12 protein-coding genes are annotated in these 13347 nt (G+C 70.4%); 5 read left to right on the plus strand and 7 right to left on the minus strand.

The window, feature by feature from the left end:
* A partial coding sequence (locus G3573_RS14580; protein ID WP_163261969.1) for a hemerythrin domain-containing protein occupies positions 1 to 705 on the minus strand: 705 nt, incomplete at its 3' end.
* 316 nt (positions 706 to 1021) lie between these two features.
* Here G3573_RS14580 and G3573_RS14585 point away from each other — a divergent pair.
* Together G3573_RS14585 and G3573_RS14590 are read left to right on the plus strand one after the other, a co-directional pair.
* On the plus strand, positions 1022 to 1858 hold the full coding sequence (locus G3573_RS14585; RefSeq protein WP_163261970.1) for a hypothetical protein: 837 nt from the start codon (positions 1022 to 1024) through the stop codon (positions 1856 to 1858).
* A 3-nt stretch (positions 1859 to 1861) separates the two neighbouring features.
* Entirely contained in the window at positions 1862 to 3037 is a 1176-nt protein-coding gene (locus G3573_RS14590; protein WP_163261971.1) for a P22 phage major capsid protein family protein, read from the plus strand.
* A gap of 51 nt (positions 3038 to 3088) precedes the next feature.
* Here the strand turns inward: G3573_RS14590 and G3573_RS14595 are convergent, their stop codons facing one another.
* From G3573_RS14595 to G3573_RS14605, 3 genes are read right to left on the minus strand one after another with little or no spacing between them, the layout of a single operon-like run.
* The gene (locus tag G3573_RS14595; RefSeq protein WP_163261972.1) at positions 3089 to 4186 is read right to left on the minus strand and encodes a hypothetical protein; all 1098 of its coding nucleotides are present in this window, start codon (positions 4184 to 4186) and stop codon (positions 3089 to 3091) included.
* 10 nt (positions 4187 to 4196) lie between these two features.
* Positions 4197 to 5279 (minus strand): hypothetical protein, encoded by a 1083-nt coding sequence (locus tag G3573_RS14600; protein ID WP_163261973.1) that lies wholly within the window; start codon positions 5277 to 5279, stop codon positions 4197 to 4199.
* Positions 5280 to 5301: 22 nt separating this feature from the next.
* A complete protein-coding gene (locus G3573_RS14605) occupies positions 5302 to 6774 on the minus strand; it encodes an MBOAT family protein (protein WP_163261974.1) in 1473 nt (490 codons plus the stop codon).
* A gap of 221 nt (positions 6775 to 6995) precedes the next feature.
* Between G3573_RS14605 and G3573_RS14610 the strand changes: the two genes are divergently transcribed.
* A complete protein-coding gene (locus tag G3573_RS14610; protein ID WP_163261975.1) occupies positions 6996 to 7604 on the plus strand; it encodes a hypothetical protein in 609 nt (202 codons plus the stop codon).
* A gap of 4 nt (positions 7605 to 7608) precedes the next feature.
* Here G3573_RS14610 and G3573_RS14615 read toward each other — a convergent pair whose 3' ends face one another.
* Positions 7609 to 8373, minus strand: coding sequence for a hypothetical protein (locus G3573_RS14615; protein ID WP_163261976.1), 765 nt, complete (start codon positions 8371 to 8373; stop codon positions 7609 to 7611).
* 122 nt (positions 8374 to 8495) lie between these two features.
* Between G3573_RS14615 and G3573_RS14620 the strand changes: the two genes are divergently transcribed.
* On the plus strand, positions 8496 to 10790 hold the full coding sequence (locus tag G3573_RS14620) for a hypothetical protein (protein WP_163261977.1): 2295 nt from the start codon (positions 8496 to 8498) through the stop codon (positions 10788 to 10790).
* Here G3573_RS14620 and G3573_RS14625 read toward each other — a convergent pair.
* Positions 10764 to 12002, minus strand: a complete 1239-nt coding sequence (locus tag G3573_RS14625) for an O-antigen ligase family protein (RefSeq protein WP_163261978.1) — start codon at positions 12000 to 12002, stop codon at positions 10764 to 10766. The two genes, G3573_RS14620 and G3573_RS14625, sit on opposite strands and share 27 nt — an antisense overlap.
* Before the next feature lie 26 nt (positions 12003 to 12028).
* Entirely contained in the window at positions 12029 to 12946 is a 918-nt protein-coding gene (locus G3573_RS14630) for a glycosyltransferase family A protein (RefSeq protein WP_163261979.1), read from the minus strand.
* A gap of 178 nt (positions 12947 to 13124) precedes the next feature.
* Here G3573_RS14630 and G3573_RS14635 point away from each other — a divergent pair.
* On the plus strand, positions 13125 to 13347 hold a 223-nt coding region (locus G3573_RS14635; RefSeq protein ID WP_163261980.1), incomplete at its 3' end, for a hypothetical protein.

Consider the following 13347-nt stretch of genomic DNA (forward strand, 5'->3'; position numbering starts at 1 on the left):
CCGCAGCAGTTTTCGCAGGCGCTTGCCGCCGGGCATGACCGCCAGGGCCAGGTCGGCGGCGGCGCCGGCCGCGCGCAGGGGCGCGGGCGTTGTCGGCTTCGGCGCGCGGGCTTCCAGCTGGGTGGCGGGGCCGGACGCGCGCAGGCGGGTCTTCAGGTTCAGCGCCGCCTCGCGGCTGAGTTCGGCCTTGCGGGCGGCGAGCTTCGCGCCCAGCGCATGCACGTCGACGCCGCGCACGCGGGCGGCCTCGAACAGTTCGGCCTCTTCCTCGGCGGCGTGGCGCAGGGAATAGACGCCCAGCACCCGCACCTTGGCGTCGAGCAGGGGATCGTCGATGGCGGCGGTCTCGACGTCGGCGATCAGCTGGCGGGCGGTCAGGTGCTCGACCTGGGCGTTGTCGATGCGGTCGGGGTCGACCCCGGCCTCGCGGAGCGCCGGATAGAACAGCTCCTCCTCGATGCGGGCGTGCACGGCGAGCGTCAGGCACAGCCGCTCGGCCACGGCGACCTTGTCGAGCGGCCCGGAGGCCTGGTCGTACTCGGCCAGCAGGCGGGCGACCGACTGGTGGTCGCGGCGCAGGAGCTCCAGACCGTCGGGGGCGTCTGCGAAGGCGGCGGGCTCTGCGGACGGGACCCTGCCGGCGGTGAACGGGTCGGGGGTGGTGGCGTAGGCGGCCGGTTCGGCCGGCCGGTCGGCGGTGGTCATGACGCGGTCCTGACTGGGCACTCAACTGGGCACTGACCAGACAACGCGCGAGGGGGGCGGGGGCTTCCTTATGATCCTTCTCCCCTTGAGGGAGAAGGAGGGACCCGCGCGCCGGAGGCGAAGCCGCAGGCCTGCGCGGGAGGATGAGGGGTCGCGCCAGCGCCCGCCGTCCTCTCGCCCAGCATGGAGCGCGGCCTATGTCGCGCGACCCCTCATCCTCCCGCACGGACCTTCGCCCGCGGGCGGGCTCCGGTGTGCGGGCTCCGTCCTTCTCCCTCAAGGGGAGAAGGATCACTCACCTGAACCAGAGGATCCCATGGAAACCGAAACCCCGACCAACCCGGTCGAGGACGCGGACGCGTACCTGCCGGGAGTCGAGACGGAGGCGGACGGCGCCGACGACGGGGCCGAGACGCTCGAAGAGCTCGAGGCCGAGATCGAGCACGAGGGCCAGGTCTATCGTGTTCCGGAGGCGCTGAAGGGCGCCTTCCTTCGCCACGCCGACTACACCCGCAAGACCCAGGAGGTGGCCGAGCAGCGCCGCCTGCTGGAGACCGAGCGGCGGGCGTCGGAGGCGCGGGCCGAGCACGAGCGGGCACACGCGGCCGACTACGGCCGGCTGGCGGCGCTGGACGCGGCGGTGGCCGATTACGAGGACTACGACTGGGACCTGTGGTTCCGGCAGAACCCTGAGCAGGCGCAGGTCGACTGGGCCCGCTTCCAGCAGGCTCAAGGCTTACGCGCCGAGGTCGGGGCGCAACTTCACGCCAGACAACGCCTGACGGCCCTCGAAGCGCAGCGGGACCACGCCACGCGCCTCGAACAGGGCCACGCGGAGCTGGCCCGCGACATCGAGGACTGGTCGCCCGCCCTGGCGCGCGAACTGGCCGTGTTCGGACACTCGCTCGGCTTCAGCCCCGATGAGCTGAACGCCGTGACCGACCCGCGCGCGGTCAAGGTTCTGCACGCCGCCTGGCGCGGCGCGAAGGCCCTCCGACAAGAGACCGCCGGGCGCGAGCTCGAGCGGGCCCAGGCGTTCCGCCCGGTCCGTCAGGTGGGAGGCTCAGCCTCCGCGCCGCGCGACCCGGCCCGCATGAGCACCGCCGAGTGGATGCGCTGGCGCAGCGAACAGACCCGCAGAAAGGCACGATAGACGATGGCGAACTCCATCCTCAGCGCGACCCAGGTGACCCGAGAGGCCCTGCGCGTGCTGCATCAGAAACTGAACTTCGTGGGCTCGATCGTCCGCGACTACGACGACAGCTTCGCCCGCAAGGGCGGCAAGATCGGCGACACCCTGAAGGTGCGCCTGCCGAACGAATACGTGGTGCGCACCGGCGCGGCCCTGGCCACCCAGGACACCACGGAGACCAGCGTCGACTTCAAGATCCAGACCCAGAAGGGCGTGGACCTGAACTTCACCTCGGCCGACCTGACGCTGAGCCTGGACGACTTCTCGGAGCGGGTGCTGGAGCCCGCCATGAGCGTGCTGGCCGCCCACATCGAGGCGGACGCCATGAGCATGTACAAGGACGTCTGGAGCCAAGTCGACAACCAGGGCCAGAAGGCCGACTTCGGCAAGATCCTGCAGGCCAGGAAGAAGCTGGTCGACGCCCTGGCGCCGCTGCCGGACCGCACCTGCAACCTGAACACCCAGGACAATGTCGACCTGGTCGACGCGCTGAAGGGCCTGTTCAACCCGCAGGAGGGCGTCTCCAAGCAGTACCGCGAAGGCTATATGGGCCGCACCGCCGGCTTCGACTTCGTGGAGAACACGCTGTGGCCGTCGCATACGCGCGGCGCCGGCGCGGGCTATCTGGTCAACGGCGCGGGCCAGTCGGGCGCAGGCCTGGTCGTCAAGACCGGCACGGGCGCGGTCAAGCAGGGCGACGTCTTCACCATCGCCGGCGTGTTCCGGGTGCATCCGGAGACCAAGCAGTCGACCGGGATCCTGCAGCAGTTCGTGGCCACGGCGGACTACGCCGGCGGCGCCGGCACGCTGTCGATCAGCCCGGCGATCGTGGCGACGGGCGCGCGCCAGAACGTGTCGGCCTCGCCGGCCGCGGACGCGCCGGTCAGCTTCTCCGGCACGGCGAACGCGGCGCACGGGATCTCGCTGGCCTACCAGAAGGGCGCCTTCGCCTTCGGCACCGCCGACCTGGTGATGCCGCAGGGCGTCGACTTCGCCGCGCGCGAGGTGTTCGACGGCGTCAGCATGCGCATCGTGCGCCAGTACGACATCAACCAGGATCGCCTGCCGACCCGGGTGGACGTGCTGTACGGCTACAAGACCCTGCGCCCGCAGCTGGCCTGCCGGCTGGCGAACAACTGAGGGCGAGGGCGGGGAGGGCGCGCAAGCGTCCTCCTTCGCCTGGCGGCGCGGTCAGCCGCGCTGAACGCCCAGGTCGTGAGATCGGCTGGCGCAGGCCGGCGCGCGGCCGTTCAGGGTCCAGGCCGCGGCGACGTTGTCGGCGGCGATCTGGTGGCCCAGCCCGTTCCAGTGGCCGTCCAGCGGCGAGAAGTCGACCTTGCGGCCGGCCCGGGCCTGATGGGCGCGGAAGGCGGGGTCGAGGTCGACCACGGTGAGGCCGCGACGGCGGGCCTCGGCGATCAGCAGGGCGCGCTCGGGGCCGTATTCGGGCTCGCGCGCCTCCGCGATCGCCTCGCGGTCGGCGTCGATCACGAGGGTCACGCGGCCCGCCGGCAGCTCGGCCTCGAGCCGGTCGAGGAAGGCGTCGACCACCCAGTCGACCGGGGCGGGCTCCGCTTCCGGCGCCGGCCTGACGAAGGCTTCGGAGAGGCGCGCGACCGGGTTGAAGCCGAGATTGCCGTAGACGTAGCGGAACAGGTTGGAGGAATTGAGCGCGTCCCGGAGCGGCGTAGTCCCGGCCCGGTCGGTGCGCTCCAGGGTGACGGTCCCGTCGGCCCGGCGCACGAAGTGGTGCATGCCGGGGCGGGGCGCCGTGGCTTCCCAGAGGTCGCCGTCCGAGAGCACGATCACCGCGTCCTGGACGTTCAGCCGCTGGCGCGCCCAGTGCAGGTAGCTCACGTAATCGGCCGGCGCGGCGCCGGAGACCCCGAAGCCGTAGACTCGCGTGCAGTCGCCGACCCGGCGGCGCAGGCGCGCCTGCAGGGTCTGGGGATAGGGGACGGCCAGGCCCTCGACATAGCTGTCGCCGAGCACGGCGGTGACGGGCTCCGAGCCCGTATAGGTCTGCGGGTCATTGAAGCCGAAGTTGTTCAGCCTGCCGGCACGTGGATTGTAGAGCGACCACCCCACCGAATGGACCCACTTGTGTCCGGGCTTGCCGAGCATGACGGGATTGTGGGCGTCAACGGTCTGGGCCTGGCGACCGGCATGGATTGGGGCTACGCGCAGCACGAGCTCGAGGCCGAGGACGGCCGCGAACATCCCAAGGGCGGCCGCCAATCCGGCGGCGGCGACGCGTCTGATGCGGGAGACCGGGTTCGGATACGACATTCGGAGTTTCTCAGCGCGGTCCGGAGGGAGCGTGGGTCGCGTCGGAAGGGCTTGCGAACTGCGGGCCGGGACAGGCGGCGGCGTGTCGCCAGCTGCCGGCGGCGCGCCAGGCGTCCACGACGGCGGCCGCGGCGACCTGATGGCCCAGAGCGTTCCAGTGTCCGTCCAGCGGTGCGTAGTCGACCTTTCGGGCGTCGCGGGCGCGCTGATTGCGGAAGGCGGGGTCGAGATCCACGACGGTGAAGCCGCTCAGGCGGGCATCGGCGATCATGCGGGCGCGCTCCGGCGGATAGGCGGGAGCTGCGCCGTCGGCGATGGCCCGGCGGTCGGCGTCGAACACCAGGGTGACGCGCTCGGGCGGCAGGCTGGCGCGCAGATCGGCGAGGAAGGCCGGCACGATCCAGTCGCGGTCGGCGTGGACCGGCCGGGACGGCGCAGATGTTCGGCCCAGGGCGTGACTCGCCGTGATCGGATTGAACTGGAGGTTGTTCAGCAGATAGCGCGCGAGGGACGAGGCGTTCACCGCGTGATGGAGCGGGCCTGGTCCTGCGTAATTCATCACTGCGATGCGATGCGCGCCGTCGTCGGCGCGTACGTAGTAATTGCCGCCCTCGCGCGGCGTGGCCGCCTCTTCGAGGTCGCCGGCGCTGATCAGCACGACTGCGCCAGCTACGTCGTAGCGCCGTTGGGCCCAGCGCAGATAGGCGACATAGTCGGCGGGATTGGCGCCGCTGCGGCCGAAACTGTAGACGCGCGGGCAGGGGGCGAGCGCGCCGCGCAGGCGCGCCTGCAGGGAGTCGGCGTAGGCGACCGTGGTCGCTTCGACGTAGGAGTCGCCGAGGACGGCGATCACCGGCGCGCCGCGGACGTAGTCCTGCGGGTCGTTGAAGCCCTCGTTGTTCAGCCGGCCCCGGTGGGGGTTGAAGAACGACCAGCCGAGCGAATGCACCCAGACGCTTCCGGGGGCGCCGCGCAACACCGGGTTGGCGGCGTCGACCCGACGGAACAGGACGCCGCCGCCCGCCGGCGCGAGCCGAAGGGTGAGTTCGAGCCCGACCATGACCAGCGCCGCGCCCAGTGCGGCGGCGCCCACGGCCGCGGTCGTCTGCTTCAGCTTAGAAGTTGAAGTAGATGAAGGCCGAGACATGCTTGGACACGTTGACGATGGCGAGGAAGACGACCGCCGCAGAGACGGCGCCGAGCGCGAAGAAGCTGGCCTGGAAGCGGCGCATCGGGACGGCCGCGGCCGGCCACAGGCGCGGCAGCTTTTCCAGCACCAGCTGCTGGGAGTTGGGCACAAGCCAGACCACGGCCAGCAGGGCGGCGATCAGCCAGGGGCCGCGATCGTCGACGAACAGCTCCGGCGCGCCGGTGGCGGCCGGGTTGAACATGGACTGGACCAGAGCCCAGGCCGTGCCGAGGTCGGTGGCGCGGAAGAAGACCCAGGCGACGACAACTGCCAGGAAGGTCAGCAGGCCGGCGAACAGCTTCCAGACCGGCGCGCGGTCGAGGATCTCGCGGCCGCGCGGGCCGATCAGGCCGCGGAAGGCGTGGGCGATCAGGAGGTAGAGGCCGTGCAGGCCGCCCCAGACCACGAAGGTCCAGCCCGCGCCGTGCCAGAAGCCGCCGATCAGCATGGTGGCCAGCAGGTTGACGCTGCGCATGGCCGGGCCTTTGCGGTTGCCGCCCAGCGGGATGTAGACGTAGTCGCGCAGGAAGCGCGACAGGGTCATGTGCCAGCGCCGCCAGAACTCCACGATGGAGCCCGACTTGTAGGGGCTGGCGAAGTTGAACGGCAGGTCGATGTTGAAGGCCTTGGACAGGCCGACCGCCATGTCGCAATAGCCCGAGAAGTCGAAGTAGAGCTGGAGCGTGTAGGCCAGGGCGCCGGTCCAGGCGTCGGCGAAACCGACCGCGCCGTGGGCATCGAACACCGGGTCGGCGTAGGCCGAGACCGCGTCGGCCAGCACCACCTTCTTGAACAGGCCGATGACGAAGAACAGGGCGCCGATGGTGACGTTGTCGAGCGAGATCCTGTAGGTCGCCTCGCGCCGGAACTGCGGCATCATCTCGCCGTGGTGCAGGATGGGACCTGCGATCAGGTGCGGGAAGTAGGTGACGAACAGGCCGTAGTGGACGGGGCTGTATTCCCGCGCCTTGCCGGCGAAGGCGTCCACCAGGAAGGCGATCTGGGTGAAGGTGAAGAAGCTGACGCCCAGCGGCAGGACGAGCTTCAGCAGGGGCAGGGCGCCGCCGGAGAGCGCGTTGACGTTGCCGATGAAGAAGTCGGCGTACTTGTAGAAGCCCAGCAGCCCTAAGTCGGCGACGATGCCGAAGATGAGCAGGGCCTTGGCGCGGGCGCGGTTGGTGTCGCGCAGGCGCGCGATCCCCGACCCGACCAGCCAGTTGAAGGCGATCGAGCCCAAGAGCAGCGGCACGAAGCGCCAGTCCCACGCGCCGTAGAACACCAGCGAGGCCAGGGCCAGGAAGCCGGCCGCGCCCGTGCGGCTCCACCGGCCGATCACGAAGAAGCCGGCCAGCACGATCGGCAGGTACAGGAACAGGAACGCCGGCGACGTGAACAGCATACTTGAGCACCTGAAACGCGGTTCGCCGGATCGGCGCAGGGAAACGGACGTGAGGGCGGTCCAGCCGATCGGCGCCTGACCAGCCCAGAACCGGCGACGACCGCGCGTGACGGCGCGTGCGACCTGAGTCCCGCCGAGGGGGCCTAGTTAACATCACAACGGTGTTTCGCCAGCCCTACGAGGGCGCGACCGATCCACCCACTCATTCAGCGGGAGGCCCCATGGCCCTGACCGACTACGCCGGGCTGCTCGCGGCCCTGGCGGACTTTTCCGTGCGCGCCGACCAGGGCGCCCTGTGGCCGGCCTGCGTGGCCCTGGCCGAGGCGCGGGCCAACCGCGAGCTGCGGGTGCGCCCCATGGTCGGGCGCGCCGCGGCGAGCTTTTCCACCGAGTATTTTGAGGGGCCGCGCGACCTGGTCGGCGCGGTCAGCCTGGAGCTGGCCGAGGCGGACGTGAAGCTGACCTATGTCGCGCCCCAGACCCTGGCGCGGCTGAAGCGGGCCGATCCGGGCGCCGCGGGGCCGCCCAGGGCCTATTCGGTGGCGGGCCGCGAGTTCCAGGTGTGGCCGGCGCCGGGCGGACCCATGGCGGCGGAGCTGACCTACTGGCGGCGCATTCCGGCGCTGGGGGAGGAGACGCCGACCAACTGGCTGCTGACCGCGCACCCGGACGTCTACCTGTACGGCGCGCTGCTGCAGTTCGCCATGACCGCCGAGGACGAGCGGCTGGGCGCGTGGGCGCAGGCCTACGAGACGGCCCTGGCCCAGGCGCAGGGCGCCTATCCGACCGAACCCGACGGCGCGCGCCTGCGCGTCGACCTGCCGGTCTGATCCGTCAGGCGGCGCGGGGCTCCAGCCAGTAGCTGCAGCGGTGGATGCGGCGGATCAGCAGCAGGCGGCGGGCGGCGAAGACGCCTTCCGGATCACCGGCCTCGAATCGCTTCACCTCGTAGCCGGCGTCTTCGAACAGGCGCAGCCATCCCTGGTGATTGCGGAACCGCACGCCGACGCCGAGGGTGTTGGCCCGCAGGGTCGGAACCACGCGCCCGACCAGGGCCGCGAGGGCCGACAGGACGCGGCTGCTGGTCACCTGGAAGATCAGCCAGGCGGAGAAGTCGCCGGCGAGCGAGGTGTAGACGTACTCGTTGACGAACACCGCTTCGGCCTGCGGACGCCAGACCGCCAGCGCTTCACGCTGCAGACGGCGGGTCTCGCTGTCGGTGCGGCCGACCAGATGGTGCAGGATCAGGTTCAGGCAGGCGACCTGCTCGTCCCCGGCGATCGGCGGGGACAGCGCGTCGCCTTGCGTCGCCTCGACCCCGGCCTCGCCGCATGCGTCGATCGAGGCCGGATCGGTGTCGACCACGCGCACGCTGTGCGCCGTGCGCGCCGCCAGCCCCCGCGCGAAGAAACCGCAGCCGCCGCCCACGTCGACGACGACGCGGGCGCGGTCCTCGCCGCTGAGCGCCAGGAAGTGGCGCACCTGGTCGGCGGCGGACGTGTCGGAGTGGTAGAATTCCCCGATGACCTGGGCCGGCAGCGTCCGCTGGCGCGCCTGCGGCTCCAGCGCTCCGGTCGTGACGCTCAGCGATTCCTGCATCGCCCAGATATGCCCGTTATTCGGAAGCCCATCAAACGCGGGGCGGCGGCCCTTTGCCTTTAAGCCCACCCCGGCGCGCCGTCCGCGCCGGCGCGCGGCGTACATCGAGCGAGATCTTCGACATGACCGAATGGATTCCGGCCGGGCTCGAGCCCGGCGGCGTGGGCGAGCGCGTATACGCCTCGACCAGCGAGGCCGAAGCGCGCGAGGCGATCGGCGCGGCGGCGGACGACGACGCGCGCTTGGCCGGCGCGGTGCAGGCGGGCGCCAACCTGGCCGACCTGAGCGACCCGGTCGCGGCCCTGGCCCAGCTGAAGGGCGCGCGCATGGTCGGCCTGTTCGTCGAGCTGGAGGGGGAGACGATGGGCGAGGACGTGGTGGCGGTCTTCACCGCCGGCCACACCCGCTCTGGCCTGGGCGCGGCGCGTTACGTGCTGGACGCCGACCAGGCGAGCCCGAGCGCCAGCGCCTGGCGCCGGCGCTCGGCCGACGGGTTCTGGTTCGCGCTGGACGAGGCCGAGCCGACGTTCGAGCAGTTCGGCGCGCTGGGCCAGGCCGACCACCTGAACCCGTCGGTGGACGACACCGCCGCGATCGTCGGCGGCGCCGTGGCCTGGTCGAACCTGACCGGCCGCCCCGTGCGCGCCGGCGGGCGGATCTACAACGTGCGCGACACCATCGAGCTGACCTACGGACGGCTGAAGGGCGTGGGCTCGACCAACAGCGGCGCCGGGGCGCTGGCGACGAGCTGCCTGCTGTTCTCGCACCTGGGGGCCAAGCCGGGGATCCGGACGACGCTGGCGACCAGCAAGAAGCTGGCCCTGATCGAGGGCTTCGACCTGCGCGCGGCGTCGTGGGACCCGGTCACCGGCTGCACCGGCTACGGCCTGGACATCGGCGCGCGCCTGATCGCGCGCGACCTGTCGGTGCAGCACTGGGGCAAGTCGGGGTTGTTCCTGCACGGCGGCGTGGCTGGTGGCGGACCGTACCATTCCCGCTTCGAAACCTTCCTGTTCTCGAAGGAACACGGCGCAGTGGTCGGCACCGGCGCCAACGCGGTGACCTTCGTCGACTGCGAGTGGAAGTGGAATGGCGCGCCCAGCTACGGCGTGGCGCCGACCGCTGCGGGGACCTGGGACGGCCTGCATGTCAACCACACCGGGGCCGGCAATCCGAGCGGGGCCTATGCGTCCTACACGCCTGACGCGCTCAGCATCATCGGCGGCGACGCCAGCTATAACAGCCGATACGGCTACAACTTCGCCAGCGTGCGCCGCAGCGGCGCACTGTTCCCGGGCTACGCCGAGTTGAACTTGGCGACGGACGGACAGGTCTATCTTGGCGGCGATTTCGGGCCGTACTGCTTCGTCCACTTTGGGACGATTTCTGGCGGCTCGGCCAACGTCAAGATGGCGGTGTACGGCTCCTACGGCCGAACCAATCAGATCTATGTCGGCGGCGAATACCTCGGCGGCGGCGGCACCGGCGGATCCAAGATCGGCTACACCTTCCAGAACGTCGGGCTGGCCTTCGCAGTGAACACTGCCGGGGACGTGTCTGTGGCCTCGGTTCCGTCCTCGGCGGCCACCGGGCAGATGGATGTTCGGGTGGATGGCGCGGGTGCGCGCATCCGCCTCGGCTCCAATCTGACCGACTACTTCGAGGTGGCCAGCGACGGCGTGAAGCTGCCGGCCAGCCACTACAAGGGCGGCAAGAAACGGACGCAGGACACGGCGGCCCCGGCCACGGGGACGTGGGCGGTCGGCGATATCGTCGAGAACAGCTCGCCCGCCAGCTACGCGCCGTTCGGCTGGGTGTGCGTCACGGCCGGAACCCCCGGTTCCTGGCGGGAGATCGGGCCTCGGCTGGCGGGGGGTAGCGGCGGCAGCGTGTTCATCCCACAAGGCGGGGCCTACCTGTCGCGCGACTTCGGCAACACCGCCGACTTGCAACTGCTGACGGTAGGGTCGAGCGCCAACAACAACCTGTTCGTCGGTCACGGCACCGGGGCCGGGGTCATCAACCTGCAATCCGGTTCCGGCGGCGTCAATTTCGCCCCGTCCGGGACCACGGTGGCCAGCCTCAACGCCGCCCGGTTTGCCGTCAACACCGACAACGCGCTGGACTTCGGCACGTCTGCGGCCCGCATTAAGGACGGCTACTCCTACACTTGGGACGCCAAGACCTCGTTCAAGGTCAACGGCACGAAGGTGGTCGGCGCGCAGGAGGCCGGCTGGACGGCGGCGAGCGGCACGCCAAACAAGGGCGCGTGGAACGCCGACGCGGTGGGCGCCTTGGCCTTCTCGGCCACGCCTACCCAAGCCGAGTGTGTCGCGCTACGTGACGCTTGTGCGAGCGCGCACAAGCGGATGAAGGCGACCGAGGACGCCCTACGCACTCACGGGCTGATCAATTGAGATCGCCCGCACCCGGCGCTGGGCGTGGACGTACCCCCCGCGCGATCGCGCCGCGCCGGTCCAATACATGGCGATCAACACCGCCGCGCCGATCTGATCGAACTGGTTGTGCGAGAACATGGCGACGACGAGCCAGAGTACCGCGAGCGTCAAGCCGAAGGGGCCGGCGATCCGATGCAGGGCTCGGACCCACACCGCTAGCCAAATGCCGCCTAGCACGCCGAATTCCGCCAGGGTCAACAGCATGGTGTTGTGGGGCATCTGGCCGTAGATCCAGCGGTCGGGCAGGCCGACGCCGGATCCCGTGAAGGGGTGTTGCAGGAACAGCCGCCACGCGGCCCCGGCCACGTATTGGCGTTCCTGGGCGGAGAAGTCGTTCATATCGAGCAGCAGACGGTCCGCCAGACGTGGCGGCAGGCTGGGGCCGAGCAGGTCAATCACAGCACCGGCGAGAGAGCGGCCTGCTAGGAACAGGACCAGGACGACAAAACCGGCGCCGAGCAGCAAGGCGATGGTGCGCGGCGCGAGAACTCGGCGATTGCGGATGAACAGCTCGGTCATGGCCACCGCAGCGAGCCAGGTGATCATGCCGCTGCGACTGAAGGTGAGGAGCACGCCAACGAAGGTGATCGCATAGAGCGCCAGCGAGACCTTGCGCCGAGCCATGCCGCAGGCGAGCGGCACGGCCAGGGCGATGTAGGAGGCCGAGCTGTTGGGGTTGACGTACAGGCCCGCGCCGCGACCGGGGATCGGCGACATAGGGAACGGCAGGGCATCGTGTGCGAAATAGTCGAGCAGGTTCATGGTGCAGGCGAACAGCACCATGAGTTGCAAGGCAGTGATCAGGGTCTGGAACCGCCTGACGCTCCCGAACACGAACACGCAAGCGACCAGCGATAGCATCCAAGCGATCCGGGTGATCGTCAGCGTTAAGTCGTACGGATTGAACACCCGGTCGAAGGCGAGAAGGACAAGGTAAAGCGCCGCCGCGACCAGAAGCCCGAACGAGTAGCGGTCGCCCTGCACAAAGCCCAGGACGCCGACTACGAAGCCCCCGCCGACCAGGAGGTAGGTCACCTGGCCAGGGGTAACCGGCGCGCCCAGGTCGATGCTGTAGGTGCCGAGGAACGTGTAGAAATAGACGATGCAGAGCAGCGCAAGCGCCAGCGCGAAGGGGCGGTGCGCCTGCATGGGACGCCGCACGGCCAGCATCTGTGTAACTTTGCTTGTCGCCGCAGTCATCGCTGTCCCGCGGGCTTCGCGCGGTCGCGGCGCACCGCCAACGCGGCGATCGGCAGGCCGATCAGCCACAGAACACGGGCGGCTGTGCCATGTAGGGCCCGCCACTGCTCGGTCAGGCTGCGGCCGACGTGGGTGGAGAACCTAGCGTAATGCACCGCCGATCTCAGGAAGTGCCCCGGGGCGGCGCTGAAATAATCGAGCTCGGTGTTCAGAATCTCCCGATGCCAGAGCGCCATGGCGCCCGCGTGCGGCGCGGCGGGGGCCACCGTCAGCCGGTCCTGGCCCGGGTGATAGACACGCAGGACTTCATTGACGTAGCGGGTCTTGTAGCGTCGGGCGATCCGGGCCCAGACGATGCCCTCGGGCACGAACTTCGCGCCCTCCAACTCGGGGAAGGGGTGCGCGCGCACCACGGACAGCCTGTGGAAGCCCCACTTTTCGCCGCCGACCTTGTGGCGGTAGCGGATTTCCAGCGAGTCGGAGTCGGTCGGGTCTGACGGGAAGCGGCTGCCGACGATGCGCCCGTCCGGGTCGCCGGCCAGCGCCGTCACCGCCGAGAAGCCCGGGTCGGCCTTCACCTGGTCCCAGTGGTGCTTGAACCGCTCCAGCGCGGTGGGCACGCAGGCGTCGTCGCTGTCGAGCGGCAGGAACAGCTCGCCCGTCGCCAGGGCGGCGCCGCGGTTGAAGGCCGTGTGTTTGCCGCGGTTTTCCTGCCAGACGTAGGTGATCGGGAAGTCGGCCTCGGCCTTCCAGGCGGCGATCAGCGCGTCGGTGCCGTCGGTCGAGCCGTCGTCGACCACCACCCATTCGAAGTCGCGCAGGGTCTGGGCGCGCAGGCTCTCATACACGCGGTGCAGGGTCGCTGCGCGGTTGAAGGTCGGCGTGAAGACCGTGAACAGCGGCGCGGCCCCCATCCTGGACCCGACGGGCTCCCCGGACGCGGCGCGCGACGGCGCCGGCTGCACATCGACCATACCCGAACCCCCGATACTTGCGCCCCGTCTAGGTTATTCGCGCCGCTTCGCCAACCGCCGGTCAGCGATGGCGGGCGCGGCGGCGCTTTCGTTTTCCCCACAATCGAAAGGTCCGCCGATGGCCGACACCGTCACCGCCCACTACGGGCTGGTCAAACCCGAACCGGGGGCCAGCGCCGACACCTGGGGCTCGAAGCTGAACGGCGATCTCGACGCCGTCGACCAGGCCCTGTTCGAGGGCCTGCCGCGCGACGGGGGCCGCGCCATGACCGGGCGGCTGGCCCTGGCCGCCGGCGGGGCGTCGCAGGCGTCGCTGCTGGTGCCGGCGGGCAGCGCCGATC

Source organism: Caulobacter sp. 17J65-9 (genome assembly GCF_010975005.1).
Classification (GTDB): Bacteria; Pseudomonadota; Alphaproteobacteria; order Caulobacterales; family Caulobacteraceae; genus 17J80-11.

Excerpts from the sequence above, each read along its gene's own strand:
- G3573_RS14595 (WP_163261972.1), bottom strand. The coding sequence starts at position 4,186 with ATGTCGTATCCGAACCCGGTCTCCCGCATCAGACGCGTCGCCGCCGCC.
- G3573_RS14605 (WP_163261974.1), bottom strand. The coding sequence starts at position 6,774 with ATGCTGTTCACGTCGCCGGCGTTCCTGTTCCTGTACCTGCCGATCGTG.
- G3573_RS14590 (WP_163261971.1), top strand. The coding sequence starts at position 1,862 with ATGGCGAACTCCATCCTCAGCGCGACCCAGGTGACCCGAGAGGCCCTG.
- G3573_RS14630 (WP_163261979.1), bottom strand. The coding sequence starts at position 12,946 with ATGGGGGCCGCGCCGCTGTTCACGGTCTTCACGCCGACCTTCAACCGC.
- G3573_RS14585 (WP_163261970.1), top strand. The coding sequence starts at position 1,022 with ATGGAAACCGAAACCCCGACCAACCCGGTCGAGGACGCGGACGCGTAC.
- G3573_RS14615 (WP_163261976.1), bottom strand. The coding sequence starts at position 8,373 with ATGCAGGAATCGCTGAGCGTCACGACCGGAGCGCTGGAGCCGCAGGCG.
- G3573_RS14625 (WP_163261978.1), bottom strand. The coding sequence starts at position 12,002 with ATGCTGGCCGTGCGGCGTCCCATGCAGGCGCACCGCCCCTTCGCGCTG.
- G3573_RS14610 (WP_163261975.1), top strand. The coding sequence starts at position 6,996 with ATGGCCCTGACCGACTACGCCGGGCTGCTCGCGGCCCTGGCGGACTTT.
- G3573_RS14620 (WP_163261977.1), top strand. The coding sequence starts at position 8,496 with ATGACCGAATGGATTCCGGCCGGGCTCGAGCCCGGCGGCGTGGGCGAG.